We start from the raw sequence: 26,204 nt of genomic DNA, 5'->3' as shown, positions 1-26,204 counted from the left end.
CCGATTCCGAGCACCGCCATGATTTACGCCTCCGGGATGCCTCGATCCAGGCACGACAACACATGAGCTCGATTCACCTCGCGCGATGGATGCAGCCCCTTGCTGCGAATCGCGTCGATGTCAGGTCGATGGCAGGTTGCCGACAACCCGCTGAGCTGCCTGCTGAATATGGAGCAGCGAGAGCCTTTCAGCTTCCTGCTGGTCGCCGCTCAGGACTGCATCGAGGATTCGCGCGTGCTCGTCCCACACTCGATCACGAACGGTCGACGGCTCAAGCACGGTAACCATTGCCCGCCGTAGGTGATTCCAATAGAGGCGCAGTGTCTCCAGAAGCAGCGGATTGCCGGCCGACTCATATATCCACATGTGAAATGACATGTCGGCACTTGTGAGTTCCGCGATACGTCCATCTCGCAGAGCGGCATGCCCGCGCTCCATCAACGCGTCTGCACGCTCCCGCGACAGCTTGTCGCTGTGTCGAGCGGCCAGCTTTGCCGCCATGGGGTCAAGCGACTCGCGCAGCTCATAGAGCGACTCGAAAAAAGCTCGACGTATCGGTGCCACTAGCAAGCCTCGACGGCCGGAGTCCTGCACGAAATCCTGCGATCTGAGTACCGTCAGCGCCTGCGTCACGGGTTGACGTGACACGTTCAGTCTGGCGGCAAGCTCGTCCTGATTGAGACGATCGCCTGGACGAAGGATCCCTCCGCATATTGCCTCCAGAATCGATGAATAGACCTGCTCATACAGGGACGGCGACGTCTGCGGAATGCTGATCTGAATGCTGCGGTGTTGCGCTTGAAACGTGATCGGTGCAATGGGCATATCGGACCTACGAACAACTTCCATGGTGTGCTTTGATGGCAATAAAGTGTTCAAGCTCGCCAACCGTGGGAACTATACAGGGACCTACAGAATCGTCCGGGCGCCACTCGCGCGTGACCATGCACTTCAATGCGACGCGCTCGGTGGACGATCCACCTGACGACGGTTCAGCGATCCGCACCGCGCAGAACAGCCTCCTGGTTGGCCGCAAACTCAGCCGCGTACTCGCGATAGATCTCGGCCGATACCTGAATGACTTGATGCATGCGGTCGTTCATGCGGGACATGGCGCGCGCCGGACGGCCGCCCCACAACCACCCGCTCTTGAGTACTTGTCCTGGAGCGGTACATGACCCCGCGGCAACGAAAGTGTCGTCCATGACGACGGTGCCAGGTGCCAAGGTACTCCCCATGCCGACCAGGACGCGCGCCCCAACGATGCAGTCATGCAACAGCACGTTGTGCCCAATCGTTGACCCTTCGCCGACCCTTACCAGGTGCTCCTCGGAACGCAGAACAGTATTGTCCTGAACGTTCGCGCCCGAGGCGATGGTGACACCGAGCGCGCCGGACTCTAAGACGCAGCCAAACCAGAGGCTGCTACTTTCCCCCATGCGAAGGGTGCCTGAGCCCGTAACAGTCGCCGCCACGTAGCCGTGGTCGCCGCCGCTGATTGCGACCGAGTTCGCAACCCGCTCAATCGCCTTTGACGAACCCATCAGCCCGTCAGCTCGTACGCGTTTATGCAGCTCGTGCAATTCGACTGAAGCTAGAGGTCGCATTGGTACCGCAGGCGACCCCTCACACCACTGCCCGGGGGGCAACACGCTTCGGGGAAAGACCACTGACCCGGCAGCTACGGCGCAGCCCTTTCCGACAATCGCGCCATCCAGTACTGCGACGTTTTCCTCGATGACGCAGTCATCGCCCACGGTGCACGCGTGGACGACTGAGTTAGATCCGATGGTGACACGCGCTCCGAGCTTCGCACTATAGAGCTCGTGCGCGATGTGCACCGTGCTATGCAGGCCGAGATACAAGTTGTCCCCGACTTCGACCGCATGGCCATCACCACGCAGGACGGCAAACGGCCCGAGTATGGCGTCGTTGCCCAACGTTACCCGTCCAAGTACGGCACTCCCAAACCCGCTGGAGCGCGCGGGCCCGTTGAAGGCGGGTCGAACCCCCATGTACTCAAGCACGAAGGGGGAGGCCTCAAGCGCGCTCATGGTTCGCATCGCCAACTGCCCCCCGCGCTTCCAGTCCACCGACCTGTGTCCACACGCCTCAGCCTCAAGTACTTCCGACCCTTGTTGTACGACCAGCAGTGGATGGCCAATAGACCTCGGCCACGCCGGCGTGCCTGTTCAATACCTGAGCCAGTACAAAGAGGAGATCGGAAAGGCGGTTCAGGTACGGCACTCGCGCCGACGATGCGATGGGATCAATCTGTTCGAGGGAAACGATCGCGCGTTCGGCCGAACCACACGTCGTTCGCGCAATGTGACAGATTGCTGCCGGCTCGGATCCGCCAGGAAGAAGGAATTCCGCCAGAGGTGGAAGGCCAGCGTTGAATCGCTCGATCTCTTGACCCACATAGTCGACGCTCTCACTCGAAAGAACAAGTTTTCCGGGCTGACAAAGTTCTGCGCCCAAATCGAACAAGTCGTTCTGAACCATTGCGATCACACGCTGGATATCGGGATCGACGACCTTGCTCATCAGCAAACCAAGCATGGAGTTCACTTCGTCGACGGCACCCAAAGCACAGACGTATGGGCTGTTCTTCCCTACGCGAGTGCCGCCAGCAAGTGAGGTTTCACCAGTGTCACCGGTCTTGGTTGTGATCTGACTCAAGCGATGGCTCATGTCGGAGTTCTCCACTGTTGATCGTCGCTTTGGCCGCTTGGCGTTGAAGGGGTTCTTTTCGATTGTGGGCGGTGCCCGCTCGAGCGCGGCGCCAGACACGTCGATCAAGCTGACTTCCATGCCAGCAAGTGCGCAGACCTGCGCCATGCCGTTGCTCATGGTTCCTACCCCAACCACAGACAATCGATCAATATTCATAGGGTTCCCCAGCGCCCTGTGGGCGATCAAGGCTGTCGAAAAGACACGGCCCGGGTCTTCCAGGCGCGATCCATGTGCTCGAAGGCGCGCTGAACGTCTTCTGGACTCAAACTCGCCGCCACGGCGCTGCAGTAGCCTTCAAAGGCTGCACATCGCGTCGGATCAAGCCGACGCAGGAGAGCGTAGCGATGCAGGGCCAGTTTGTCGTGCCCTTTGCGCGTACTGTCGACAAGCAATTGCTCGGCAGCGTGAGCGCTCCCTGTGGCCGCGATCTCCTTCTTCAGGCGTCGGATTTCCTGACGCGTGAGAAGTGGTCGGACAACATCTTCCTCATGCATGGTCAGAACACCGGCACTTCGCGATAGGTTCCCCAGATGGACTTGAGGCGCTCGATGATGTCACCCATGCTTGCACCAGCGCGCACGAGTTCGATCGTGACCGGCATGATGTTTTGTTTTTCATCCTTGGCCACCGCCACCAGATCATCGAGCAACGTGTTGATCTTCACGCCGTCGCGCTCGCGCCGGATGCGCTGGAGTCGCTCGATCTGCCTCCGCTCGGCAGTCGGATCATGTGGATGAGTTTCCAGGTCAGCCACCTCGCCGGGTTCCTGGAATCGGTTCACGCCAATCACTGGTTTATCCCCGCTTTGCTTGTTCAGCGCCTGCTCGTAGGAGAAGTCCGCGATGTGGCGCTGGAACCATCCTTCCTCGATCAGCTTGATGGTGCCGCCGTTGTTCTCGACCTCCTCCATGATCTCGAAGACCCTGCGCTCGTACTCGTTGGTGAGGTGCTCGACGTAGTACGAACCGCCGACCGGATCCACGACCTCCGTGACGTGCGCCTCTTCAGCGATGATCTGTTGCGTTCGCAGCGCGATCTTCATCGCCTCCTCGGTCGGAATCGAGAAAGCCTCATCCATTCCGTTGGTGTGCAGACTTTGTGCACCACCCAACACCGCCGACAGGGCCTGAATCGCAGTGCGAACGATGTTGATCTTGTATTGCGGCTTGGTCAGCGTGGCGGCTGCCGTTTGACAGTGGAACCGCAGTCGCATCGATTCCGGATTCGTGGCGCCGAAGCGATCACGCATGATCTTTGCGTAGACACGACGTGCAGCGCGGAACTTGGCGATCTCTTCGAAGAAATCTGTTTGGCACACGAAGAAGAACGCCAGGCGAGGCGCGAACTCGTCCACCCGCATGCCGGTCTCCAGCACCGCTTCGACATAGGTGACCAGGTTGCACATTGTGAACGCCACTTCGTGCAAGGGCGACGAGCCAGCTTCGGAGATGTGATAGCCCGATACGTTGATCGGGTTGTAACGTTTCATGTTCTTCGCGCAGTACGTGATGCAATCACGCACGATGCGCACCGATGGCGCGATCGGAAAAACGTACTCCTTCTGCGCCATGTATTCCTTGAGGATGTCCGCCTGGATCGTGCCCGACAGCTTGTTCATGTCGTAGCCGCGCTTCTGCGCAAGTGCCACATACATCGCCAGAAGGATCCAGGCCGACGGGTTGATGGTGAGCGACACCGAAATCTTCTCAAGGTCGATGCCGTCCAGCAGTGCTTGCATGTCGGCGAGTGTGTCGATCGCCACGCCTTCGCGCCCCACCTCACCTTCCGACATCGGGTGGTCAGAGTCGTAGCCCATCAAGGTGGGCATGTCAAAGTCCGTGGATAGGCCGGTTTGACCCTGCGCTATCAAGTATTTGAACCGCTTGTTGGTGTCTTCTCCGGTCCCGAAACCAGCGATCTGGCGCATCGTCCACGTGCGGCTGCGATACATCGTCGGGTACGGTCCACGTGTGAACGGGTATCGGCCTGGCAGGCCGATGTCCTCAACCGGGCGGTCCTCGATGTCAAGCGCTGTGTATGTGCGCTTCAGCGGAAAGCCCCCGTAGGTGAAAAACTGCTCCTTCTTCTCCGTTTGCTTGGCAAGGAACGCGGCAACCTCTGTAGCCTCCCATTCCTTGACTTGTGCTTGCAGCGATTGTTTGGCTTCGGTCGCAGGCTTGGTGTTCATGCTTGTCCTTGAAGGTTGAAGCCGGCAAGCAGCTGCTCTGCGGCTTGGTATGGGGAGATCTGGCGATCTGAGAGTCGTGCGGAGATTGCGGTCAAGGTGCTCTGACGCGCATCCAGAAATCGCTGGGCCAGCAGGTCTTCCGCGGTCTTGAGCATTCGAAACTCTGCGATTCTGCGCAGGCGCTGCTGCCCTGCGCTGGAGTTGCGCATGTGCTGCGAATGGCGATCAAGACATTCGATCAACTGCTCGAACCCCTCGCCCTTGGCAGAGCTGGTGGGAACCACGGGAGGCTGCCACAAGCTACTGCCATCCAACGACAGACCCATGGTGAGCATTGCCTTGAGATCACTGATCGTACGGTTGGCGTCCGAACGGTCGCACTTGCTGACAACGTGGATGTCCGCAATTTCCAGGATGCCTGCCTTGATGGCCTGAATGTCGTCGCCCAGGCCAGGTGCCGATACGACAACGACGGTGTGAGCGGCCCTCGCAATCTCGACTTCAGCCTGACCGACGCCGACGGTCTCAATGACGACATAGTCGAATCCGGCGGCGTCGAGAACGTCGACCGCTTCCAGCGAGGCGCGCGCCATGCCGCCGTGGGCACCGCGTGTAGCCATGCTTCGGATGAATACGCCCTCGTCGTTGACGAGTTCCGACATGCGAATACGGTCTCCCATGATGGAACCGCCGGAGTAGGGGCTGGAAGGGTCGACGGCGATGATTCCGACACGCTTGCCCAGCGCACGCAGTTTCAGCGTGAGCATCGAAACCAAGGTGGACTTTCCACTGCCCGGCACGCCTGTGATGCCGATGACACGCGACCTGCCCGCCTTGGCGTACAGGCGCGCGAACGCAGGACGACACTCCGGCGAGGCGGCCTCGGCGCGGCTCATCAGGCGCGCCATGGCCGCGTTGTCGCCTGCAAGTGCGCGCTCGACAAGCGCGTCGGAGCGTACAGGCGTGGCCATCATGCGGTGCTTGAGGTCAGGCGTTGGGCCATCTGCCTGAAGACCTCGCGGTCGTCGATGACCCGGCGTGCCTTGAAGTCGGTGCGCGGATAAGTTCCGGGTTCTACGACTTCGATCATCGTGCGCAGCCCGAGCATGGTATGCACCGAGGCAGCCACCTGGCTCCTGAACGCCTCCAATGCCTGAGCGCCCTTGGCGGTCAGGTCCGGCGTGGCTTCCACTCGAAGCAGCAGCTCATCCATGTGACCGTCGCGACTGATCACGATGCGGTGTTCGCCGCCGTAGTCGTCCAGCTTGCTCAACGCCGCATCGATCTCGCTCGGATAGACGTTTTCACCGCGTATGGTGAACATGTCATCAATGCGGCCGAAGATGCCCTGAGGCAGTCTGGGATACGTGCGCCCGCAGGGTGTCTTCTCGTTGGTCCAGAGCGCGAGGTCTCCGGAGATCAACCGGATCATGGGCTGCGAAGTGCGCTCCAGATGCGTGTAGACCGGCGTGCCACGCTGCCCATAGGGAACGCGCTCGAAGGTAGCCGGGTCGCACACCTCCGTGTAGCAGACATCCTGCCAGCAGAGCATGCCCATTGACGACTCAGCTGATGCCGCCACGTTCATGAAGGGCGACATCTCGGCCATCGATCCGCAGTCGAAGACCTCAGCCTTATACGCCTCCTTGATGCGATTGCGTACGCCCGGCACGGAAGCACCCGGTTCACCGGAAAAGAACATCCGCTCGACGCCGAAGTCTGCGGCGCTCAGGCCCTCTTTCGTTGCCGTCTCGGCCAAGTACAGCGCATACGAAGGCGTGCCATAGAAGGCCTGGGGCCTCATCATGTTTAGCCACTGCACCGCTCGCGAGGACATTCCTGGCGCTCCGGCACCAAAGGGGAATGCTTTGGCGCCCAGTCGTTCTGCGCCGGCAAGCGCGCCCCAGCTACCCATGTAAAGGCTCAAGATGGCGGCGACAAAGACAATGTCGCCCGGCCGGATTCCCATTCCCCACATGACGCGTGCGTGCGCGTTGGCCATGCTCTGCCAGTCGTCACGGCCGATGGCAAATGCAGTCGGGTGCCCCGTTGTGCCTGACGTGCCGTGGATGTGGAAGATCTCGCTCTCGGGGATGCAAAGGTAGTCGCCAAAGGGCGGGGCGCGGTGTTGCGCAGCGCGCAGGTCCGCCTTCGTGACCACCGGGCAGCGGCGCTCGAAGTCTTCCAGGGATCGGACTTGGCTCGGATGAAAGCTCGCATCATCCCACTTGACGCGGTAGAACGCGCAACTGCTGTAGGCGTAGTCGCAGACTTCTCTTAGGCGTTGCACGATGGCTTCATCGCGCTCGCCGGCATCCATGGTCTCTCTGACGGGAAACCAGTAACGGCTGCCGTCCGTGGGGCGGTACGTGTTGTCGTAACGCGGAGGCCAGCTCCATGACTCCATCGCTTGCATCGCTAGTGCCCTCGAGCGGTAACGCATTGGCTCATCGCTCGCCGCGCTCTGCGACGAGGCGTTCGATCGTCTGGATGATCGTGTTGGGCGCAGTGTCCTGCAGAAGAACTTCGTGCACGCCCATTTGCTTCAGCGCCAAAACATCTTCATCGGGCATGACGCCGCCGCCAACGAGGATCATGTCGTCGACCCCGCGTGCCTTGAGCCCACTGATGATCTTGGGGAAGATCGTCATGTGCGCGCCAGATAACAGACTGACACCCAGCACATCGACGTCTTCCTGCACTGCGGCAGCCACAACTTCTTCAGGCGACCGGTGCAAACCGGTGTAGACGACGTCCATGCCAGCGTCGCGCAGGCAGCGTGCGACGATCTTGACGCCTCGGTCATGGCCATCGAGGCCGACCTTGGCAAGTAACACGCGAATCTTGTTCGTCATGAAGGCATTCCTTTCGTTTGCAGTCGCGACATCTTGCATTCTGCATTTCGTCTTCGGTATTCTTGTATTCTGGTGCCGTGTCGCACATGGCTGCATTCAGGTTTACCCTAGGTCCGCCGACGCTACCCCTTCATGTAGGGCGGCGGGATGTGCTTGTCGAGGGTTGCAAACCCGCGCGGCTGATGCCGCGTCGTGCCGCTGGCACGCGCGTGCAGTGAGCCCAGCGACAGCTCGGCCAATTCCTTGACACGCTTCGTGGTCTTGCCGTTTGGCGTGTGCGTGGCCGCCGCCTTCGCCTTGAGACTTCTTGGGCTGGCCGGGTGGCCCGCGGCCGCGTCATCAGCCCATCAAATGGCGATGGTTGGTCGTCGCTGTCATCGCTCATCGTGCACCCCCTCTGTCACCGACCGGCATCGACCGGCCACTTGATACAAAGTAGCGTTCAATAGATTAGATATGATGCTCATCCTCTCATGTGTGGTTACAAGCGCACGCAAGATGTTTGCGCTTCCCAACATCGAGGTCGGCAGTCATACCTGGTCGCATCCCTTCAACTGGATCGAGGCGGCGAAATGCCACTGTCGGGGACAGATTTCGAAAGACTACCCCTACGGGAATTTCCTGCCGTTTCCGGGTTACGCGTTCAGCACCCACGAAGAAGTGGTCGGTGCGCGCGACTACATCGAACAAAAGCTCGCGCCACCCGACAAGCCCTGCAAGGCCTTGCTCTGGCCCGGGGACTGCAAACCGCCGAACCATGCCGTGGCGCTGTGCGACGCATCAGGCCTGCTCAACGTCAACGGCGGCGGGGTCACGATGCGGCCCCAGAACCCGTCGCTCACCGCGGTGTGGCCCCTTGGGGTGCCCAAGGGCAAGTGGTTCCAGATCTATGCCGCGTGTTCCGACGAAGAGGATTACACGAACAACTGGAAAGGCCCCTATTTTGGGTTTGAGAACGTCATCGAGACGTTCGAGATGACCGAGAACCCAAGACGGCTGAAACCGGTGGAGATTTACTTCCACCCCTACATCGTCACGCGGGATGCCGGGGCGGTCAGTCTGCACAAGGTGTTTCAGTGGGCGCTCTCGCAGCCGCTACACCCCATGTTCGAGACCCTGTGGTTGCGTTCGGTGCTCGACTGGCGCCATGCGGCTGTGGCACGCCGCGTCGACGGCCACGGCTGGCGACTGCAAAGCGGGGCGCATTTGCGTCAGTGGCGGCAGCCGACGCAAGCATCCAGGCCCCGTCTTGGCCAGAGCTTGGGGGTTGCGGGTTGGAACGAGCATGCCGAGTTCCGCTATCTTCACATTGCCGCGAACCGCGCTGACGTAACGACGGGCGGTCACGATCCCGACGCTATCCCAAGGCTGGTGGACGCGAACGTGGACGTCACGCATCTGTCGGTGACCGATCGGCATGTGGCGATCGGTCTGGCTGGCTACGCTCAGGTCCAGGCGCGTTTGGCGTTGCCGCAGGGATGGTCGGTGAAGCCGACGCGGGGCATCCACTTGGCGCATGACGGCGCTACGGTGGTGGTGACAAGCGAGCAGCGATCGGTCCGCATCGAGATGGTGCGAACGGTGTGATCGCCCTTTGTCGTGCTCCGGCAGGGTCTTCCCCCTCGCCGCCGGGTTGGCGCCTCGTCGGCGAGCGACAAGGCGCAAGGCCGCGCAACGGTCGCTTTTGCCCACGTGCAAGGCAACTATTCGCGCCGTCGGGCTGCTCGTTCAGACCAGGCTCATCCCGCCAGCGCCCCCGCACGCTCCAAAGCTTCCACCACCACCGAGCGCGACACGGCTGCGGACAAAGGCTTGCCGATGTCCTCGATCAGCACGCAATGCACCTGCCCGGCAGCGCCAGCCTGATCCACCGGAAGCGATTCCAGCCACCGCGCTGCTGCCACGCGCGGCACACGCATGGGCAAGCCACAGCGGCCAAGCAAGTCCAGCAACCGCTTGGCACTGACCTCGGACTGCACGCCCTGAATCGCCCCGATGTCCGTGGCCAGCACCATGCCCAGGGCCAGCGCCTCACCATGCAGGTAGCGCCCATAGCCCAAAATCGACTCGACCACCTTGCCCAGGGCCCACCCGAAATCCAGGTGCGGCGGGACGCGACGCTGCACCCGATCCGCAATGTCGATGGTCTCGCGCAAGGCCTGCGCCTGTTGCACCATCTGCCCCACCGCCTTGGCGTCGTGGGAGAGAATCGCATCGACGTTCACTTCCAGCCACGCAAAGAACACGGCATCGCCCACAGCGGCGCACTTGATCACCTCGGCCAGGCCGGCGGCGCGTTCGCGCGGGGACTCTTCGCGCGCCTGCAACGCGCTGCGCAGTCCCTGGGTCAACCGTGCCCAGGTCGAGGTGTTGGCAGGCGGTGCTTTGACGACCGGCTGGCTCGATGGCGCGCTTTGCGCCTCTTCTGCAATCGGCATGTCGGCGGCTGGTTGCGGGCGCACCGCAATCAAGCCCAGCGCTTCCAGAGAAGACAACGATTCCAGGCTCAACTCGGTACTGGCCAGAAGAGTGAGCAGTTCCTCGTCGCTCTTGCGGCCGTCGACGAGCAAGAGCAAGGTCCGACTGGCGCGACTGAGCGCCGGCTGGCGTGTGCTCAGGGTCTGGCGGCCAGCGGGTGTTTTTTCATAGATGGCGGGCATCCCCGTCTCCTCATCGAGGTTGGTGCATTCTTTTTACGCAGCAGCGCCCCAATCAAAGGTATCGATTTGTTGCGGTGTTGCGCAGGCGACACGCGAGTGCGTAACAGGTGGCGGCGATCGGGTTGGCCTGAAAAGCCGGCAGCAATCGGCACCCCGCAATGCGGTGCGAGAGGTTTGATCGCCATGGATGGACAGCATGATCGGAAATGCCCAATCGTGGCCATGCTCGCCAGGATTCCCCAGAGGGGAGACGGCCGTCGGCGGAGCCAGGAAAGCAGACAAGGCGCTGAGCGGCCTCGTTCAGGCGATGGCAAACGCGGTGATGTCCTGGCCTGCAGCGATCTCCGCAGCCAGCCAGCGCGGACGCTTGCCTCGTCCCGCCCAGGTCTGGCCAGTCAAAGGGTGACGGTACTTCGCAGCCACCGGGCGGCCCTTGTGTGAGCCGGCACGCTTGCCGCCCAGGTCTTCCAGGGTGATGCCGTAGTCGGCCATCTTTTGCTTGATCTCGGCCACCACGCTGGCCAGTTCGGCGCGGCGGGCAGCGTCGGCCTGAGCGGTGAGCGCGGCAATCTGGGCTTGCAGTTCGGCGTAGGTCGGTGTCATGCGGAGCATCCCTTTTGGAAAATGTCCTCAGCTTATCGCTGCACACCAGGAACAGCAATATCGGGAGCAGCCCAGTAGCAAGGCTGATCGGCTCGCAAGGCACCAAGCCACGCTCCCGATATGGTGGATGCGTATTCGCGGGCGTGCCAAGGAACACGCCCTACCCTACATTGGCCGCTTGCCCATTGCAGAGATCACCTCCGCGCAGATACTTGCTGTTGCGCGCCGTGTTGAGAAACGCGGCTTGCTGGAAACAACGCGCGGCGCCGTGCAATTCATCGGGCAGGTGATGCGCGATGCCATCGCCAAGAACCGCAACAAGTCACGCATCCGCGCTCGGGTGGAACATGTCTTTGCCGTGGTCAAACGGCTGTGGGGATTCACCAAGGTGCGCTATCGCGGGCTGCGCAAGAACGCCACGCGGGCGTTTACGGCTTTGGCATTGGCCAATATCGACCTCACCGAGGATGTTTGATAGGACAGGTGCGCCCGTAAAGGGCGGATGCGGGCCGATGAGGGCGCTAATCTCACGCACCACAGTCCGCGCCATCGCACAGGATGAGATCCTCGCGCTGCACGGCGCTCATTTGTGCCATGCATCTGGAAGGATCCGCGGGCCTCGCCGGATTGACTTGAATCATGGTAAGTGTCGGGTGTGCAGGCGCGATACATCAGTCAACATGAGACCATGACTCTCCCGTGACAAAGCGATGGACCCCAACGCGGGGCCACGCTTCAGGCATGGTGCCTGCGATCGACAAACAACTGATTACCAGGAAGGCGCTTGGCCGCCTTCTTGATGTCGGCCAGCACATTGGAGAGTTCGCGGTGCGACTCGAAAGCGCGCGCATCCACACACACGGCGCCGATGGACAGCGTGGGGATGGGAAAGAATACGGCGTCGCCACGCCGGTTGTCGGCCCAGAAGCCACCATCATGCAGCACGCCTGCCTCGAAATACCCCGCCATGGCAGCCTCGAAGCCACGCAAGACCTGCTGCAGCTCGGCCTCCCATGCGGGCGATTGCGACAGGGCGATGAAATCGTCGCCGCCGACATGGCCGACGAAGCTCGCGGCCTGCGGCAGATGGGTTTTGAGAAGTTCGGCCAACAGCAGGATGATTTCGTCGCCCATGCGATAGCCGAACTTGTCGTTGAACGGTTTGAAGTTGTCGATGTCGCAATAGGCCGCAGCAAAACGCTGGCCTTCACGCAACCAGCGGTCGATGCAGTCGTTGATCGGCACATTGCCCGGCAACAAGGTCAGCGGGTTGGCATAGCGCGCAGCCTGCACCTGGAACTCGGTCACTAGGCGCAGGAGATCGCCCACGAGCAGGATGCCGCGGTACTGTCCCTGGTCGGTGACGAGAACTCCCTCAGTGGCATGGCGGTAGCTCGACTCGGCGATCAGGCTGCTGGCCTGCTGCAAGCTGCTCTTGGCATCCAGGCGCAGCACGTCGCTGCTCATGACCAGGCTGCATGGCTTGTTGCCGAAGAGGTCGCGCACATGCGGGCGGAACAGCCGGTCGGCCAAGACATAGCGATTGATGATCCCAAGCGGGGTCCAGTCAACGTCGACCACAGGTACCGACATCAAATCTCTGTCCTGTTCCAGAATCTGCAGGATGACCTCGAGCTTGGTCTCGGGCTGCACCGGCTCGACCCTGCGCGCCAGGCCAAGCACCGATTGCTCAATACTGCCCCGGCTGGCCAAGGCATGCAGAGTTGGCTGCGGGCTGTCGAGAACCCGCCGAGTCATGGTGGCGGGCTCACTGGGTGGGTAGGCGTGTGGACGGGCGATGAAATAACCCTGGGCCATTGGCACACCGAGTTCACGTAAGGTGAGCAAATCGCGTTCGCTCTCCACCCCCTCTGCGACGACGATGGACTGGCTGGCCTCGGCCAGCAGCAGCATGGACTGCACGAAGGCTGCCTTGAAGGGGTCGTCGCCGAGATTGGCAGTGAAGCTGCGGTCAATCTTCAGATAGCGCGGACGCAAACGTTTCCATAAGGCAAATCGTCCAAAACCCTGACCCAGGTCATCCAGCGCCAGGCCGTAGCCGAGTTCGCGTAGGAATTGCGCCTGCTCGATGGCATGGCTGTCCTGCGCCAGCGCGTCGGACTCGAGCAACTCCAGCACCAGCCGCGAGGGCGCAAGCCCCAGGGCTTGAAGCCATTGCAATGTGGTTTTTTCGGCGAACCAGCCCGAATCAAACAGCGCCTCGGTGACGTTGAGAAACAGATGGCCGTGCAGCCCTTGGGACGCGAAGGTCTCGATGCCAATCTGCGCGCAAAGACGGTCGAGCTCAGCCAGACGTCCGCATTGGCGTGCCGCCTCGAACAACTGGTCGGGGCGCTCCAGATGCGAACCTGCCGGCCCTCGCACCAGGGCTTCGAAACCGTGGAACGCGCGATTGCGGAGATCGATCAGTGGCTGAAACACGGCATGCAGTTGGCCTGTATGCAACACATGGTCGAGCACGGAATCGGGGCTGAGCTGCGGCAAGCCGGCGGGCGACGGCACGATAGAAAGAGAAAGAGCGGAAGCCATGGTGGAGCTGCGAAGTGGTTTCCTGCAGATAGTGAGCCCGGCATGTGTCGGTTTGATGACTGTCACACTCGCAGCCCTGCGCATTTGTCGCTGCCGGATGATCTGCTGCATGAGCACACCTGTCCCTGCTTGACTTTTTGCCGCGCGGCCAACATCGCCAGTCAGGACTGGTGCCGCGGTTTCGACAACACTTGGCAAGTGTGGGGTGCGAGACATGGGCACGAAGCGATTGGACGAGGCGGTGCGGCGGCGCTTGCGCGCGGGGCGACTGCTGCTGGCGGTCTGGCGCCTCCTGGGCGGCCTGGGGTTCTCGGCACAAAAGCCCGAGCGTCGCACCCTCGAGCGCGATGAGGAAGCGGTGCAGGTCTGGAAGCGCACCTGGCCTGGACTCAAAAAAAACCAAGCGCCAAGGGCGACTGATCGTCTTCATCGACGAGTCGGGCCTGAGTGCGCGGCCCACGCGGGTGCGCACCTGGGCGCCCAAGGGCCAGACGCCGGCCATCCAGTTTCACTTCAATTGGATGCACATCTCGGTCATTGCCGGCCTGTTGCGCATGGACGGCCTGTTCCGGCTGCACGAGGGCAGCATCAAGAAGGAGCAGCACGTCGCGTTCCTCAAGGCCTTGCGCGCGCACTTCAAGCAGCCGCTGCTGATCCTCTGGGACGGCTTGAAGGCGCACCGCGGCAAGCTGGTGCGGGCGACCTGGACTCCACCGGCGCAGACCTCCAGATGACGTTCTGGCCGCCGTACGCGCCCGACCTGAACCCCGGTGAAGTCCCTGTGGGCCTGGCCTGGCTCAAGCGCCACGCGCTGGCCAACTTCTGCCCCGACAACCTCGACGATCTCAACACCACCGCACGCGCCAAGCCCAAGGAGTGCTCAGCAGCGCCCGTCGATCATCGCCGCTTGCTGGGTTCAGGCAGGCCTGTGATGATGTCGCCATTTACGGAAAGCTCAATAGAACCGCAAGCCCTTGATTTGTGGTCGGGCCGATGGGTGGGGTTGCGGGTTCTCGATAACAGCGGATTGTGGCTGGGTTTTATGTGAAGTAGTTCACGGCGCAGCCCAATGAATGCGATCGCGGCGAGGGTCAGCGCATATTGTGGTTTTCCGACCTCAACGGCATCTTTCGTCAAATTGGCCAACTCATCGACAAGCTCCGGGGCATCGCCATCGAAAAGGACTTCCTGGCCGACCATGATGCCTTCACCGGCCTGCCCAACCGCCAGGGGCTGCTGGAACACCTGAAAAAGTTCAATCTTCATGGGGCCGAATCAATAGGCGACTTACTTGGACAATGGCGGGTACGTCCAACGTACGTCCTCTACCTGGCTGCGACTGTTTCCAGCACATGACGCGTCATGCTGAGCGCAAGCTCGTGCTCGCCCAGAAATACCGCTCCCGCATTCTCGTTCCGCAGCAGCGCTGCCTCTTCTTCACTATGGGTGCGCACTAAAGTCTCGACCCGTGGGTTAAGCATGCGCGCGATTTCGATCATTCGACGCGCACGCAGCGTGTCGGGGGTCGCGATCACCAACATCCGCGCCTGCGCAATATGCGCTTGAACCAGGACCGCCGGGTCCGAGGCATCACCTGCGACGGCATGGATTCCGCGTTCGCGCAACTGCTCGACCAGCTCACGATTCTGCTCCGCCACGATGTACGCCAGCCCGTGTGCGGCCAGCGCTTCGCCGATACGCCGGCCGACGCGGCCATAGCCGACGAGCACCACATGGCCCGTAACCTCGCGCGACTCGACCGCCGTCGGCAACTCCGCCAGGGGATCATCGGGATGTTCCAGGGCGCACGCGAGCTTCGAGCGTGAACGAATCCAGGCCTGCGCGGGTTCGACTACCTGGAACACCAGATGGTTGATCGAGATCGAGATGAGCGCCCCCGCCAGAATGAGGCTCATGCCCTCTCGCGGCAGGAGCCCGAGGGAAACCCCAAGCCCTGCCAGGATGAACGAGAACTCGCCGATCTGCGCGAGGCTTGCCGATACCGTGAGCGCGGTGTTGAGTGGGTAGCGGAAGGCGAGGACCAGCAAGAAGGCGGCCAGCGATTTGCCTACGACGATGATCGCGACGACGGCGAGCACCTGCAGCGGCTGTTGGATCAGGACATTCGGATCAAACAGCATGCCCACCGACACGAAGAACAGAACCGAGAAGGCATCTCTGAGCGGCAGCGACTCTTCCGCGGCCCGATGGCTGAGATGCGATTCTCGCATGACCATGCCGGCGAAAAAGGCACCGAGCGCGAAGGAGACGCCGAAGAGTTGCGCGGAGCCGTAGGCGATGCCCACCGCCGCCGCAATCACGCTCAAGGTGAACAGCTCGCGCGAACCAGTGCCGGCAACGTAGCCGAGCAGCCACGGGAATATCCGGCGTCCGACCACCAGCATGAGGGCGACGAAGATCGAAATCTTCCCGAGGGCGATCATGAGCGTTTCCAGCAGGCTGCGGTCGATTCCTTTTGCGGCAAGCACATCTGTGCCGCCACCCAGCCATCCGGCCAGCGGGGGCAGCAACACGAGAACCAGAACCATCGCCAAGTCCTCAACGATCAGCCAGCCGACCGCGATCCGACCGTTGACGGACTGGAGCAGGCCGCGTTGCTCGAGCGCCTGGATGAGCACGACCGTGCTCGCCACGGAAAGGGCCAGACCGAACACCAGGCTTGCCCCCAGGCTCCAACCCCAGAAGGTGGCGACGCCCATACCGAGGGCCGTCGCTACCGCGATTTGAACGATTGCGCCGGGCACGGCGATTCGACGGACGGCCAACAGGTCATCGAGGGAGAAGTGCAGCCCCACACCGAACATCAGCAGGATGACACCGATCTCGGCCAGTTGGCTCGACAGTGCAACGTCAGCCACAAAACCTGGCGTAGCAGGGCCGAGCATGACCCCGGCAATCAGGTAGCCCACCAGCGCCGGCAGCTTCAGTCGGTGAGCGATCAGACCCATGATCAGGGCTACGCCCAGACTGGCGGCGATGGTGGTGATTAAGGTAATGCTATGGGGCATTTATCTTGCCGCCTAACGTAAATTCAACTGCACCCCAAGTGCAGCATAACAATCCAAACTGCAGCATAACAACCGTTTCGCGGTCTTTTTTGGGCGTTTATGCTGCATATGGCGCGATCGTGGCGATTGATTCATACCCGTAGCTTACCCATGACGGCACCCATCCGCCTGGGGACGGTTGCTGCGGCTTCCAGCGAACAATCCCGTGCCCGGGTAGGATCATTGGCCGCCCCACCCATTCACGCCCCCCATGCGCCCCCGGCACGTCCTCCTCGCCCTCCTCGTGGTCACGATCTGGGGTTTCAACTTCGTGGTCATCGAGATCGGGCTGCAGGGACTGCCGCCGCTGCTGTTCACCAGCCTGCGCTTTTTCTTCGCCGCCGTTCCGCTGGTGTTCTTCGTGCCCAGGCCCACCACGGACTGGCGCCTGCTGGTCGGCTGGGGGCTGGCGCAGTTCGCGGTGCAGTTCGCGCTGCTGTTCGTGGGCATGAAGCTGGGGATGCCGGCGGGGCTGTCGTCGCTGGTGATCCAGCTCCAGGCCTTCTTCACCATCGGGCTGGCCTGGTGGCTGCTGGGCGAGCATGCGCGGCCGATGCAGTTGCTCGGCGCGGGCATCGCGCTGGCGGGCATGGGCATCGTGGCCTGGCACCTGGACACGCCGGGCACGCTGATCGGGCTGCTGCTGGTGATCGGCGCGGGCATGTCCTGGGCCACGGCCAACATCCTGACCAAGCGCATGGGCGCGGTGGAACCGCTGGCGCTGGCGGCCTGGGGCAGCCTGGTCGCGGTGCCGCCGCTGCTAACGCTGTCGCTGCTGATGGAGGGGCCGGCAACAATGATCGCGGCGTTGCGGGGGATGAACCTGGAGTCGTGGGGAACGGTGCTGTTCCAGTCCTACCCGAACACCCTGCTGGGCTTCGGCGTGTGGTCCATGCTGATGCGCCGCTACCCGGCAGCGCAGATCGCGCCGTTCAGCCTGCTGGTGCCGGTGGCCGGCATGCTGTCCGCGGCGCTCGTCCTGCACGAGGCCCTGGAGCCCTGGAAGATCGTGGCCGGGCTGCTGGTGCTCGGCGGGCTGGCGCTGAACCAGTTCGCCGGGCGGCTGCGGGTGTGGCTACGGCGCGCCGCTGGCTGACAGCCGGGGCCGGCAAGCCACCGGCTCGCGTCATCACCGGCCGGTGCGATGGATGTAGCGGTTGAGCTGGGTCATGTCGGTGGAGGTGCGGCGGTAGAGGTGGTCGAGGCTGATGATGGCCGCCTCCAGCAGCAGCACGGCCAGCAGCGGCCGCTCCAGGCGCAGGCGCTGGTACATGCTGCGCTTGATGCGCAGCAGGCGGGTGTCGGCACCTGCGCGCAGCCGCACCTCGCGTGGCTTGCGGTCGAAAAAGCTCATTTCCCCGAGCATCTCGCCCGGCTGGATTTTGCCGATTTCCATTTCGCTTTCGGGCATTTGCGCCATCAGGCAGCCATGGCCCTCGAGCACGAAGAACAGCGCCTCGCCCACCTGCCCGATGTCGGCGATGATCTCGCCCTTCTTCGGCGCCATCAGATCACAGTAATCCAGGAAATCGTGGATCTCGCGACGCAGCAGGATGCTGGTATCGACCAGGTTGCCCAGGAACTGGGCCAGGTTTTCGCGGTCATTCTGGGTAATGGGCAGACTTTCCATGATGCTTGGCTCTCTGTATCGTGGTTTTTCGGCGGCAATGTGCCTCAGGTCGCTTCAGGCGGATCGAAGTCGAGTCGCCGCTTGCCATCGTAGCCACCTCGAAGGGTGATGCGGCCGCCACCGCGCGCATCCCGGGTTGCTCCTTCAGCGCAGAAAATAGGTCCGCAGCCCGCCCAGCAGCATATTGACGGCGATGGCGGTGAGGATCAGGCCCATGAGTTTTTCGCCGGCGCGCATGACCGAGTCGCCCACCCACTTGAGCAGGGTTTCGGCCATCAGCAGCAGGCTGCCGGTGACGACGATGGCGGCGGACAGCGCAGCCACCCAGGTCCACATTTGCCCCGGCTGGCGCGAGGTCAGCAGCAGCACGGTGGCCAGCGCTGACGGCCCGGCGAGCAAGGGCACGGCGAGCGGGAAGATCATGGGCTCGCGCCCGTCGCCGCCCCCGAAGATTTCGGACGTGGTGGAAAAAATCATCTTGATCGCCACCAGCAGCAGGATCACCCCGCCGGCCACCTCCAGCGCCGGCTGGCTCAGGCCCATGATGCGCAAAAAACCCTGCCCGCCCCACATGAAACCCAGCAGCACGAGGTAGGCGATGCCGATTTCGCGCAGCGCCACCGGCAAGCGGCGCTCCTTCGGCAACTGCCGCATGATGGCGATGAAAAACGGCAGGTTGCCGAAGGGGTCGAGGATCAGCAGCAGCAGGATGAAGGCCGACCCGAAGTCGTTTTGCGCCATGCATTAGCCCCGGGGATGGTGATGCGCGTGCAGTTGCTTCAGCCGCTCGCGCGCGACATGGGTGTAGATCTGCGTGGTGGAAATGTCGGCGTGGCCGAGCAGCAATTGCACCACGCGCAGGTCGGCGCCGTGGTTGAGCAGATGGGTGGCGAAGGCGTGGCGCAGAGTGTGGGGCGAGAGCGGCGCGTCGATGCCGGCGCGCAGCGCGTGGCGCTTGAGCAGGGTCCAGAACATCTGCCGCGTCATGCCGCTGGCGGCGCGCTTGCCGGCGCGGCCACTGCGGCGGGTGATGAACAGAAAATCGCTGTCGCCCTCGCCCAGCAAGGCGGGCCGGGCCTCGCGCGCATAGCGTTCCAGCCAGGATGCTGCTTGTTCGCCGAACGGCACCAGCCTGTCCTTGCCGCCCTTGCCGGCCACCACGCGCACCACGGCATCGGCCAGGCTCAGGTGCACGGCCTTGAGCGCGACCAGTTCGCTCACGCGCAGACCGCTGGCGTAGAGCAACTCCAGCATGGTGCGGTCGCGCAGGCCCAGCGGCGCGTCCACATCCGGCGCCAGCAACAAGGCCTCGACCTGGGCTTCGCTCAAGGTCTTGGGGCGCCGTGCCTGTTCGCGCGCGCGTTCGAGCTTGAGCGTGGGGTCGTCGGCGCGCAGGCGCTCGCGCAGAGCCCAGTGAAAGTAGCGTCGCAAGGCGGCCAGGCGGCGGTTGGACGCCGTGGCCTTGCTGCCGGCGAAGCGCGCGGCGAGATAGGCCAGCACGTCGGCCTCGGTGGCGGCGGGCAAGCCCGGGCTGCCGGCATGCGCCAGCCAGCGGGCGAATAGGGTGAGGTCGCTGCGGTAGGCCGCCAGGGTGTTGGCGGACAGGCCCTGTTCCAGCCAGAGGGCGTCGCAAAAGCGCTGAATACCGTCGACACATGCGGCGGGCGCCTGCGGCCAGTCAGGGTGCGCGGTCTGGCGGCCGCGTCGGCGCATGGTGGGCATGGTGGTCGTGGGTGTGGCGGCGCCGGCCGCTTGGCTGGGCACCTGACCCGCCGGCCGCGCTGCGCCTGCGCTTCTGGCTGCGGCGGCTTCGGCTTCAGGCATTGCCCGCTCCAGGATGCAGACTTTGCGCCATGCCGCCCGTCGCGACAGCCTCCGCATGCTGTGACTGAGACAACCCAAGCGCGGCTTGCGCCCCTTCGGTGGCTGACCCCCTCTCGTGCAGCAGCAACCAGCGCTTGATGCGCAGCAACTCGCCTGCGGCATCGGTCGAATGGGCGAAGCCCCCCAAGCCAGCTGCGGCGACGATGCGGTGGCAGGGAATGACCGGCGCATAGGGGTTGGCGCCGCAAGCCTGGCCCACGGCCCGCGCCGCGCTGCCGAGTTGGCGCGCAGCCTCGCCATAGGTGCGCGTGGCGCCGCGTGGAATCTCGCGCAGCAAGGCCCAGACGCGGCGCTGGAAGGCGGTTCCGGCGGGCGCCAAAGGCAAGTCGAAGCGATGGCCCGGATCGCGGCAATAGGCTTGCAACTGCGCCTGCACCTCGCGCGCCAACGGGGTCCGCGCGGCCCGGGGCGGCGTGGCCGCGGGCAGGTATTCGAGGGCGCGCACTTCCGTCTCGCTGCAGCGCAGGCCGAGCTTGCCAAAAGGCAGGTCGAGCACGGCGTCCCAACTGGGCTGAAGTGCTGGCTGGGCGGAGCGTTGCGGCACGAGGTTCGAAGCAGACATGGTTCGATGCTAGTCGCGTCAGGGCTATGGATGCTGCCCCAATCCGTGACAGTCCGAGCCACTCCCCACCCCTCCCTACCCATGTGGAGGGGCCAGCAGTGCTGTGCGTAAGGTGAATGAGAAGCCTGCTCGGTATGCTGCGCCTCATGTCGCACAACGCCCTGTTGCTGTTCCCGGACTTCGCGCTCATCGCGCTGGGCTTTGCCTTGTCGCAATGGACTTCGCTCAAGCGCGATGTCTGGGGCGGGGTCGAGCGACTTGTCTATTACGTGCTGTTTCCGGTGCTGCTGTTCTCCACCAGCAGCCGCGGGTATTACACCCTGGCTGGTGCTTCGTCGGTGCTGCTGGCCGGCATCGGCGCGCTGCTCTGCGGCATTGCCCTGGCTTACGCGGCGTTCTGGCTGCGGGCCGACAAGCGCTGCACCGCCAGCGGCGTGCAATGCGCCTTCCGCTTCAACTCCTACATCGCGCTGGCCGTGGCCGACCGGCTGGGCGGCGCGCAGGCGGTGTCGCTGGTGGCGGTGCTCATCGCCTTCGGCGTGCCGCTATGCAACGCTGCCGCTGTGTGGGCGCTGGCCCGGCACGCGCAGCGGGGCTTGTTGCGCGAGCTGCTGCGCAATCCCTTGATCGTCGCCACGGCGGCTGGGCTGGTGGCGCACAGCCTGGGGCTGAGACCGCCGGAGCTGGTGCTGCCGGTGCTCGACCGCATCGGCAACGCTTCCATTGCGATGGGTTTGATGACGGTGGGCGCGGGCTTGCAGTTGCGCGGCATTCGCCGCGAATGGCGCCTCACGGTCTGGTTGATGGCAGTGCGCCATGCGCTCATTCCGCTCATCGCCTGGGGCCTGGCGCTGTGGTTGCGGCTGACGCCGCTGGAAGCCATGGTGGTGGTGATGTTCGCCGCCATGCCCACCGCGTCCAGCGCCTATGTGCTGGCGGCACGCATGGGCGGCGACGGGCCTTATGTGGCGGGGCTGGTCAGCCTGTCCACCCTGCTCGGCGCCGTGTCACTGCCCGTGTTCCTCAGCCTGATGCACTTTGGCTGAAGCTTCAACCCTGGACGATCCCGCCTGCTGCGCCAGGGCCCAGACGATGTGCTCGGCCACCAGAGGCGTTGCGGCGGGCAAGGCAGCACGCAGCGCGGTTTCGATGTCCCGCTGCAAGGCATGCGCGGCAGGCAGGCTGCGGCGCGCATTGCCCAGTGCCACGGCCGCATTGCGGCGCAAGCGCTCGAAGCCGATGCGACGCATGGCGCTGCCTTCGGTGCGCTGCAGAATGTCGGCCTCGCTCCAGGCCCATAGCTGCAGCAGGCTGGCGCTGTCGAGTCCGTGGCGAGGGGTGAAGTCGGGCAGCGGCGAGGTCTGTGCGTATTTGTTCCAGGGGCAGACGAGTTGGCAGTCGTCGCAACCGTAGACGCGGTTGCCCATCAAGGGCCGCAAGTCCTCGGGAATGGGGCCAGCCAGCTCGATGGTGAGGTAGGAAATGCAGCGCCGCGCGTCCAGCGTGTAGGGCGCGACGATGGCGCGGGTGGGGCAGATGTCGATGCAGCGGCTGCAACTGCCGCAATGCTCCTGCTGCGGCGCGTCCACCGGCAGCGGCAGGCCGATGAACAACTCGCCCAGGAAGAACATCGACCCGGCCTCGCGATTGAGCAAGAGCGTGTGTTTGCCGCGCCAGCCCAGGCCGGCGCGTGCCGCCAGCGCCACCTCCAGCACCGGAGCGGAGTCGGTGAACACGCGCACCACGCCGGGGTCGGTGCGGGCGGCGATGAAATCCGCCAGCTTCTGCAACCGCGTGCGCAGCACCTTGTGATAGTCGCGGCCGCGGGCGTAGACCGAGACCACGGCGGCTTGCGGGTCGGCAATGCGCGCCCACTCGGCGTCGCGCCAGTCGGCCGCGGCGGTGGGTGTTTCAGGGGGCGACGCGGTGGGCGGTTCGGTCGCCAACGAGGTGGATAAATGGACGGGCAGGTAGTCCATGCGCGCAGTGATGACGCGCAGCGTGCCGGGCACCAGTTCGGCGGGGCGCGCACGCTTGCTGCCGTGGCGCACCATATAGCCCATTTCGCCGTGGAAACCGGCGTCCAGCCAACGCTGCAACTCGGCTTCGGCTGCGCCGAGATGCACGTCGCTGATGGCGATTTGCGAGAATCCCAGTCGCTTCGCCTCCGTCCGGATGTCCGCGGCCAAGGCCGCCAGCGCCGCTTCATCGGGTGCTGGATTCACTTCCATCTGCTCCCTGCGGTCGTCCATGCCGCGATGCTAAATGCCCGAGCGCATCTCCCCCGTGTCCGCACCGCGATCACCTGCCGGCCCCATGCCCCCCATGCCCATGTCACTGCGCCTGCACTGCGCCGATGAGGCCGCCACCGTGGCGCTGGGGGCCGCCTTGGCGCGCGCCCTGCTGCAACACGATCTCCCCGGCGCGCTAATCACCCTGCGCGGCGACCTCGGCGCGGGCAAAACCACGCTGGTTCGCGCCATTTTGCGTGGCTTGAAGGTCACAGGTCGGATCAAAAGTCCCAGTTACGCCCTGGTCGAACCCTATGCAATCGACCGAAAATCCCTAGAATTAAAGGGAACTCTGCAAACGTACGCCTATCATATTGATCTCTATCGGTTTTCATCGCCTGACGAATGGGATGATGCCGGCTTGCGCGAGATGCTCGACGGGCAAAGCCTGTGTCTGGTCGAGTGGCCCGAGCACGCGCCGGCCCTGCTCCCGCAGGCCGACGTAGATCTTGCGTTCAAACCGGCCGCTGAAGGCCGGGCGATTGTCTTGCAGAGTGGCAGCGCATTGGGGGCTGCCTTGCTTCAACAGCTGGCGTCTGCGCAAGCGGGCGCCTGACCACGCACCGGGACACGGCCTGGTGCGCCTCGCCAGGGAGTGCCCGCCATGAGTGCCGATCGCCGCCAGTTCCTGATTCAGACCTCCACCCTCGCGCTGCTGCTCACCACGCCCATGCTGGCGCGTGGCGCCACCATCCTTTCGGTGCGCGTCTGGCCTGCAGCGGACTACACCCGGGTGACGCTGGAATCGGACCAGCCGCTGACCGCAACCCATTTCCTGGTGCCCGAACCGCCACGCCTGGTGGTGGACGTGAAAGGCCTGGAACTGAGCCCCCAGCTCAAAGAGCTGGTCGGCAAGATCAAGCCTGACGACCCCTTCATCAAGGACGTGCGGGTGGCGCAATACGCGCCTGGCGTGGTGCGCATGGTGTTCGACCTGAAGCAGGCGGTGAAGCCCCAGGTGTTCAACCTGCTGCCGGTGGCCGCTTACGAAAACCGCATGGTGTTCGACCTTTACCCGGCCCAGGGCGACCGCCTGCTGGCCTTCATGGACCGCGAGGCGGCGCTGGACGGCAGTCCCGCGCCGGCAGACGCTGCGGGCGCTGCGCTGACGTCGCCATCCGCCTCGCAGTCAGCCCGCGTCGCGCAAGCCAAGCCCGACAGCCTGGGCGACTGGATCAGCCAGCATCGCGCCGAACTCGACGGCACCGGCCCTGCACGCCAGCCCGAAACGTTGGCGCGCGGCAACGCTGGCAGGCGCAACGAATCCGGCATGCGCCAGCCCGATGCCCTGGTCGCCGACAACAACGCGCGAACCCGAACCTCGGAGCAGCCGATGCGGCGCGACCGGCGCCCCGAGCGCAGCGTGCTGCTGGCGATCGACCCCGGCCATGGCGGCGAGGATCCCGGCGCCACCGGGCCGTCCGGCGTGCATGAAAAGGACGTGGTGCTGCTCATCGGCCGCCACTTGCGCGACCTGGCGATGAACACGCCCAATATGCGGGTGATGATGACCCGCGACAGCGACTTTTTCGTGCCGCTATGGATGCGCGTGGAAAAGGCGCAGCGCGCCAACGCCGACCTGTTCACCTCCATCCACGCCGACGGCTGGTTCACCCCGGAGGCGCGCGGGGCCTCGGTCTACTGCCTGTCGGACGGCGGCGCATCGAGCGTCGAGGCGCGCATGATGGCGCAGCGCGAGAACGCCTCCGACGCCATCGGCGGCATCGACATCAACTCGCGCGACTACCAGGTGGCCAAGGTGCTGCTCGACATGTCGACCACGGCGCAGATCAACGCCAGCATGAAGATGGCCGGCCCGACGCTGAAGAAAATGGGCAGCCTCGTGCACCTGCATTCGCGCCAGGTGCAGCAAGCGAGCTTCGTCGTGCTCAAGTCGCCAACCGTGCCGTCGATGCTGGTGGAAACCGCCTTCATCAGCAACCCCGAAGAAGAAGCGCGCCTGCAAACGCCGGCTTACCGCAAGCAAGTCGCCCGCTCCATTTTCGAAGGCATTCGCGAATACCTCGCCACCAACCCGCCGCTGGCGCGGCGCCGTACCCTGGTTTGACAGCGTTCGTCCCCGTTCGGCCATGCGGGCGACGATTCCCCTGCAGGCACTCGTGTTTTCCCGGATGCGCCTGCAGGCGGTTCTCGTAGCATCGTTTCCGTTTGTAACTTATGCAAGAAACGGAGACTCGACATGCTCAAAACCCCTTCATTGGCCCGCACCGCGGCATCGCTCATCGCAGGCTTTGCGCTGGCTGCTGCAACGGCAGTTCAGGTTCACGCGGCCGAGTTCATCACCATCGCCACCGGCGGCACCAGTGGCGTGTATTACCCGCTCGGCGTGGCGCTGTCGCAGATCGACGCCAAGGCCATCCCCAGCGCCAAGACCACGGTGCAAGCCACCAAGGGCTCGGTCGAGAACCTGAACCTGATCGAAGCCGGTCGCGCCGAGGTCGGTTTTTCGCTCGGCGACTCGCTGTCGGACGCGTGGAAGGGCGACGCCGAAGCCGGCTTCAAGGCGCCATTGAAAAAATTGCGCACCATGGCCGCCATCTATCCCAACTATGTGCAAATCGTGGCCAGCGCCGATTCGGGCATCAAGACCCTGGCGGACCTGAAGGGCAAGCGCATTGCCGTGGGCGCGCCGAAAAGCGGCACCGAACTCAACGCCCGTGCCATTCTCAAGGCGGCTGGCCTGAGCTATGCGGATTTCGCCAAGGTGGAATACCTGCCCTTCGGCGAGTCGGTGGAGTTGATGAAAAACCGCCAGCTCGACGCCACCTTGCAGTCGGCGGGTTTGGGCGTGTCGTCGCTGCGCGATCTGGCGGCGACGCAAAAAATCGTCGTCGTCGCCATCCCGGCCGAGGTCGTGGCCAAGGTGGGCGATGCGGCCTATCAGCCGGGCATGATTCCGGCCAACACCTACGAGGGCCAGGCCACCGAAGTGCCCACGGCCGCCATCCGCAACTTCCTGGTCACACGCGAAGGCCTGAGCGACGAGATGGTCTATCAGATGACCAAGGCCATGTTCACCCATCTGCCGGAACTGGTCGCGGCCCACGCAGCCGCCAAAGCCATCAACCTGCAAATGGCCGCCAAGGGCTCGCCGGTACCGCTGCATCCAGGCGCGGAGAAGTATTACCGCGAAGTGGGCGTGTTGAAGTAAGGCGC

Annotated in this window: 24 protein-coding genes and 2 pseudogenes; 8 read left to right on the top strand and 18 right to left on the bottom strand. The window is 63.7% G+C overall.

The window, feature by feature from the left end:
* Positions 1-120: 120 nt before the first annotated feature.
* The 8 genes from ACYCUK_RS06145 to ACYCUK_RS06110 form a co-directional block, all read right to left on the bottom strand.
* Entirely contained in the window at positions 121-849 is a 729-nt protein-coding gene (locus ACYCUK_RS06145) for a GntR family transcriptional regulator (RefSeq protein WP_461593934.1), read from the bottom strand.
* Positions 850-992: 143 nt separating this feature from the next.
* Positions 993-2,054, bottom strand: a complete 1,062-nt coding sequence (locus ACYCUK_RS06140; RefSeq protein ID WP_461593933.1) for a gamma carbonic anhydrase family protein — start codon at positions 2,052-2,054, stop codon at positions 993-995.
* A 64-nt stretch (positions 2,055-2,118) separates the two neighbouring features.
* The gene (locus tag ACYCUK_RS06135) at positions 2,119-2,892 is read right to left on the bottom strand and encodes a cob(I)yrinic acid a,c-diamide adenosyltransferase (RefSeq protein ID WP_461593932.1); all 774 of its coding nucleotides are present in this window, start codon (positions 2,890-2,892) and stop codon (positions 2,119-2,121) included.
* 26 nt (positions 2,893-2,918) lie between these two features.
* The gene (locus tag ACYCUK_RS06130) at positions 2,919-3,230 is read right to left on the bottom strand and encodes a hypothetical protein (RefSeq protein ID WP_461593931.1); all 312 of its coding nucleotides are present in this window, start codon (positions 3,228-3,230) and stop codon (positions 2,919-2,921) included.
* 2 nt (positions 3,231-3,232) lie between these two features.
* Entirely contained in the window at positions 3,233-4,924 is a 1,692-nt protein-coding gene (locus tag ACYCUK_RS06125; protein ID WP_461593930.1) for a methylmalonyl-CoA mutase family protein, read from the bottom strand.
* Positions 4,921-5,898: a methylmalonyl Co-A mutase-associated GTPase MeaB gene (gene meaB / locus ACYCUK_RS06120; RefSeq protein ID WP_461593929.1), complete on the bottom strand. Its 978-nt coding sequence runs from the start codon at positions 5,896-5,898 to the stop codon at positions 4,921-4,923. Before meaB ends, ACYCUK_RS06125 begins: the two co-directional genes overlap by 4 nt.
* Positions 5,895-7,244, bottom strand: coding sequence for a phenylacetate--CoA ligase family protein (locus ACYCUK_RS06115; RefSeq protein ID WP_461593928.1), 1,350 nt, complete (start codon positions 7,242-7,244; stop codon positions 5,895-5,897). Before ACYCUK_RS06115 ends, meaB begins: the two co-directional genes overlap by 4 nt.
* A 127-nt stretch (positions 7,245-7,371) precedes the next feature.
* The gene (locus ACYCUK_RS06110; protein WP_461593927.1) at positions 7,372-7,779 is read right to left on the bottom strand and encodes a cobalamin B12-binding domain-containing protein; all 408 of its coding nucleotides are present in this window, start codon (positions 7,777-7,779) and stop codon (positions 7,372-7,374) included.
* A 498-nt stretch (positions 7,780-8,277) separates the two neighbouring features.
* Here ACYCUK_RS06110 and ACYCUK_RS06105 point away from each other — a divergent pair, with 498 nt between their 5' ends.
* On the top strand, positions 8,278-9,366 hold the full coding sequence (locus ACYCUK_RS06105; protein WP_461593926.1) for a polysaccharide deacetylase family protein: 1,089 nt from the start codon (positions 8,278-8,280) through the stop codon (positions 9,364-9,366).
* Positions 9,367-9,518: 152 nt separating this feature from the next.
* Here ACYCUK_RS06105 and ACYCUK_RS06100 read toward each other — a convergent pair whose 3' ends face one another.
* Positions 9,519-10,439, bottom strand: coding sequence for a 3-dehydroquinate synthase family protein (locus ACYCUK_RS06100; protein ID WP_461593925.1), 921 nt, complete (start codon positions 10,437-10,439; stop codon positions 9,519-9,521).
* Between the two features lie 300 nt (positions 10,440-10,739).
* Positions 10,740-11,042 carry an H-NS histone family protein gene (locus tag ACYCUK_RS06095; protein WP_461593924.1) on the bottom strand — a complete coding sequence of 101 codons (303 nt, stop codon included), beginning with the start codon at positions 11,040-11,042 and terminating at the stop codon, positions 10,740-10,742.
* On the opposite strand from ACYCUK_RS06095, the pseudogene ACYCUK_RS06090 reads away from it, so the two are divergent.
* Positions 11,041-11,537 (top strand): annotated as a pseudogene (locus tag ACYCUK_RS06090) (phage integrase central domain-containing protein). The gene ACYCUK_RS06095 and the pseudogene ACYCUK_RS06090 overlap by 2 nt on opposite strands.
* Before the next feature lie 240 nt (positions 11,538-11,777).
* On the opposite strand, the gene ACYCUK_RS06085 reads toward ACYCUK_RS06090, so the two are convergent.
* The gene (locus tag ACYCUK_RS06085; protein ID WP_461593923.1) at positions 11,778-13,592 is read right to left on the bottom strand and encodes a GGDEF domain-containing protein; all 1,815 of its coding nucleotides are present in this window, start codon (positions 13,590-13,592) and stop codon (positions 11,778-11,780) included.
* 280 nt (positions 13,593-13,872) lie between these two features.
* Here ACYCUK_RS06085 and ACYCUK_RS06080 point away from each other — a divergent pair.
* Positions 13,873-14,524: pseudogene (locus ACYCUK_RS06080) on the top strand (IS630 family transposase); the annotation flags it as partial.
* On the opposite strand, the gene ACYCUK_RS06075 reads toward ACYCUK_RS06080, so the two are convergent.
* Positions 14,490-14,858: a hypothetical protein gene (locus ACYCUK_RS06075; RefSeq protein WP_461593922.1), complete on the bottom strand. Its 369-nt coding sequence runs from the start codon at positions 14,856-14,858 to the stop codon at positions 14,490-14,492. The pseudogene ACYCUK_RS06080 and the gene ACYCUK_RS06075 sit on opposite strands and share 35 nt — an antisense overlap.
* A 59-nt stretch (positions 14,859-14,917) precedes the next feature.
* Positions 14,918-16,621, bottom strand: a complete 1,704-nt coding sequence (locus ACYCUK_RS06070) for a cation:proton antiporter domain-containing protein (protein ID WP_461593921.1) — start codon at positions 16,619-16,621, stop codon at positions 14,918-14,920.
* A 250-nt stretch (positions 16,622-16,871) separates the two neighbouring features.
* Here ACYCUK_RS06070 and ACYCUK_RS06065 point away from each other — a divergent pair, with 250 nt between their 5' ends.
* On the top strand, positions 16,872-17,756 hold the full coding sequence (locus ACYCUK_RS06065; RefSeq protein ID WP_461593920.1) for an EamA family transporter: 885 nt from the start codon (positions 16,872-16,874) through the stop codon (positions 17,754-17,756).
* Between the two features lie 33 nt (positions 17,757-17,789).
* Here ACYCUK_RS06065 and ACYCUK_RS06060 read toward each other — a convergent pair whose 3' ends face one another.
* From ACYCUK_RS06060 to ACYCUK_RS06045, 4 genes are all read right to left on the bottom strand, one after another.
* Complete coding sequence (locus tag ACYCUK_RS06060) at positions 17,790-18,290, bottom strand: Crp/Fnr family transcriptional regulator (protein ID WP_461593919.1); 501 nt, start codon at positions 18,288-18,290, stop codon at positions 17,790-17,792.
* Between the two features lie 144 nt (positions 18,291-18,434).
* Positions 18,435-19,031 carry a MarC family protein gene (locus ACYCUK_RS06055; RefSeq protein WP_461593918.1) on the bottom strand — a complete coding sequence of 199 codons (597 nt, stop codon included), beginning with the start codon at positions 19,029-19,031 and terminating at the stop codon, positions 18,435-18,437.
* Between the two features lie 3 nt (positions 19,032-19,034).
* On the bottom strand, positions 19,035-20,126 hold the full coding sequence (xerD, locus tag ACYCUK_RS06050; protein ID WP_461593949.1) for a site-specific tyrosine recombinase XerD: 1,092 nt from the start codon (positions 20,124-20,126) through the stop codon (positions 19,035-19,037).
* Complete coding sequence (locus ACYCUK_RS06045) at positions 20,107-20,736, bottom strand: methylated-DNA--[protein]-cysteine S-methyltransferase (RefSeq protein ID WP_461593917.1); 630 nt, start codon at positions 20,734-20,736, stop codon at positions 20,107-20,109. The genes xerD and ACYCUK_RS06045 overlap by 20 nt, the downstream gene beginning before the upstream one ends.
* 134 nt (positions 20,737-20,870) lie before the next feature.
* Here ACYCUK_RS06045 and ACYCUK_RS06040 point away from each other — a divergent pair, with 134 nt between their 5' ends.
* Positions 20,871-21,782 carry an AEC family transporter gene (locus ACYCUK_RS06040; protein ID WP_461593916.1) on the top strand — a complete coding sequence of 304 codons (912 nt, stop codon included), beginning with the start codon at positions 20,871-20,873 and terminating at the stop codon, positions 21,780-21,782.
* Here the strand turns inward: ACYCUK_RS06040 and queG are convergent.
* Positions 21,744-22,988 (bottom strand): tRNA epoxyqueuosine(34) reductase QueG, encoded by a 1,245-nt coding sequence (queG, locus tag ACYCUK_RS06035; protein ID WP_461593915.1) that lies wholly within the window; start codon positions 22,986-22,988, stop codon positions 21,744-21,746. The genes ACYCUK_RS06040 and queG overlap by 39 nt on opposite strands.
* Positions 22,989-23,061: 73 nt before the next feature.
* Here queG and tsaE point away from each other — a divergent pair, with 73 nt between their 5' ends.
* The 3 genes from tsaE to ACYCUK_RS06020 all read left to right on the top strand — a co-directional run bounded on the left by tsaE (position 23,062) and on the right by ACYCUK_RS06020 (position 26,199).
* Complete coding sequence (gene tsaE, locus ACYCUK_RS06030) at positions 23,062-23,583, top strand: tRNA (adenosine(37)-N6)-threonylcarbamoyltransferase complex ATPase subunit type 1 TsaE (RefSeq protein ID WP_461593948.1); 522 nt, start codon at positions 23,062-23,064, stop codon at positions 23,581-23,583.
* A gap of 48 nt (positions 23,584-23,631) precedes the next feature.
* Positions 23,632-25,095: an N-acetylmuramoyl-L-alanine amidase gene (locus ACYCUK_RS06025; protein ID WP_461593914.1), complete on the top strand. Its 1,464-nt coding sequence runs from the start codon at positions 23,632-23,634 to the stop codon at positions 25,093-25,095.
* 132 nt (positions 25,096-25,227) lie between these two features.
* Positions 25,228-26,199: a TAXI family TRAP transporter solute-binding subunit gene (locus ACYCUK_RS06020; RefSeq protein ID WP_461593913.1), complete on the top strand. Its 972-nt coding sequence runs from the start codon at positions 25,228-25,230 to the stop codon at positions 26,197-26,199.
* Positions 26,200-26,204 lie beyond the last annotated feature (5 nt).

It is taken from the genome of Thiomonas sp. (genome assembly GCF_054608695.1).
The sequence above is the reverse complement of the archived record's forward strand: the minus strand, read 5'-3'. Positions and strand labels throughout refer to the sequence as shown.

Excerpts from the sequence above, each read along its gene's own strand:
- ACYCUK_RS06145 (WP_461593934.1), bottom strand. The coding sequence starts at position 849 with ATGGAAGTTGTTCGTAGGTCCGATATGCCCATTGCACCGATCACGTTT.
- ACYCUK_RS06140 (WP_461593933.1), bottom strand. The coding sequence starts at position 2,054 with ATGAGCGCGCTTGAGGCCTCCCCCTTCGTGCTTGAGTACATGGGGGTT.
- ACYCUK_RS06135 (WP_461593932.1), bottom strand. The coding sequence starts at position 2,892 with ATGAATATTGATCGATTGTCTGTGGTTGGGGTAGGAACCATGAGCAAC.
- ACYCUK_RS06130 (WP_461593931.1), bottom strand. The coding sequence starts at position 3,230 with ATGCATGAGGAAGATGTTGTCCGACCACTTCTCACGCGTCAGGAAATC.
- ACYCUK_RS06125 (WP_461593930.1), bottom strand. The coding sequence starts at position 4,924 with ATGAACACCAAGCCTGCGACCGAAGCCAAACAATCGCTGCAAGCACAA.
- meaB (WP_461593929.1), bottom strand. The coding sequence starts at position 5,898 with ATGATGGCCACGCCTGTACGCTCCGACGCGCTTGTCGAGCGCGCACTT.
- ACYCUK_RS06115 (WP_461593928.1), bottom strand. The coding sequence starts at position 7,244 with ATGGATGCCGGCGAGCGCGATGAAGCCATCGTGCAACGCCTAAGAGAA.
- ACYCUK_RS06110 (WP_461593927.1), bottom strand. The coding sequence starts at position 7,779 with ATGACGAACAAGATTCGCGTGTTACTTGCCAAGGTCGGCCTCGATGGC.
- ACYCUK_RS06105 (WP_461593926.1), top strand. The coding sequence starts at position 8,278 with ATGTTTGCGCTTCCCAACATCGAGGTCGGCAGTCATACCTGGTCGCAT.
- ACYCUK_RS06100 (WP_461593925.1), bottom strand. The coding sequence starts at position 10,439 with ATGCCCGCCATCTATGAAAAAACACCCGCTGGCCGCCAGACCCTGAGC.
- ACYCUK_RS06095 (WP_461593924.1), bottom strand. The coding sequence starts at position 11,042 with ATGACACCGACCTACGCCGAACTGCAAGCCCAGATTGCCGCGCTCACC.
- ACYCUK_RS06085 (WP_461593923.1), bottom strand. The coding sequence starts at position 13,592 with ATGGCTTCCGCTCTTTCTCTTTCTATCGTGCCGTCGCCCGCCGGCTTG.
- ACYCUK_RS06075 (WP_461593922.1), bottom strand. The coding sequence starts at position 14,858 with ATGAAGATTGAACTTTTTCAGGTGTTCCAGCAGCCCCTGGCGGTTGGG.
- ACYCUK_RS06070 (WP_461593921.1), bottom strand. The coding sequence starts at position 16,621 with ATGCCCCATAGCATTACCTTAATCACCACCATCGCCGCCAGTCTGGGC.
- ACYCUK_RS06065 (WP_461593920.1), top strand. The coding sequence starts at position 16,872 with ATGCGCCCCCGGCACGTCCTCCTCGCCCTCCTCGTGGTCACGATCTGG.
- ACYCUK_RS06060 (WP_461593919.1), bottom strand. The coding sequence starts at position 18,290 with ATGGAAAGTCTGCCCATTACCCAGAATGACCGCGAAAACCTGGCCCAG.
- ACYCUK_RS06055 (WP_461593918.1), bottom strand. The coding sequence starts at position 19,031 with ATGGCGCAAAACGACTTCGGGTCGGCCTTCATCCTGCTGCTGCTGATC.
- ACYCUK_RS06045 (WP_461593917.1), bottom strand. The coding sequence starts at position 20,736 with ATGTCTGCTTCGAACCTCGTGCCGCAACGCTCCGCCCAGCCAGCACTT.
- ACYCUK_RS06040 (WP_461593916.1), top strand. The coding sequence starts at position 20,871 with ATGCTGCGCCTCATGTCGCACAACGCCCTGTTGCTGTTCCCGGACTTC.
- queG (WP_461593915.1), bottom strand. The coding sequence starts at position 22,988 with ATGGACGACCGCAGGGAGCAGATGGAAGTGAATCCAGCACCCGATGAA.
- tsaE (WP_461593948.1), top strand. The coding sequence starts at position 23,062 with ATGCCCATGTCACTGCGCCTGCACTGCGCCGATGAGGCCGCCACCGTG.
- ACYCUK_RS06025 (WP_461593914.1), top strand. The coding sequence starts at position 23,632 with ATGAGTGCCGATCGCCGCCAGTTCCTGATTCAGACCTCCACCCTCGCG.
- ACYCUK_RS06020 (WP_461593913.1), top strand. The coding sequence starts at position 25,228 with ATGCTCAAAACCCCTTCATTGGCCCGCACCGCGGCATCGCTCATCGCA.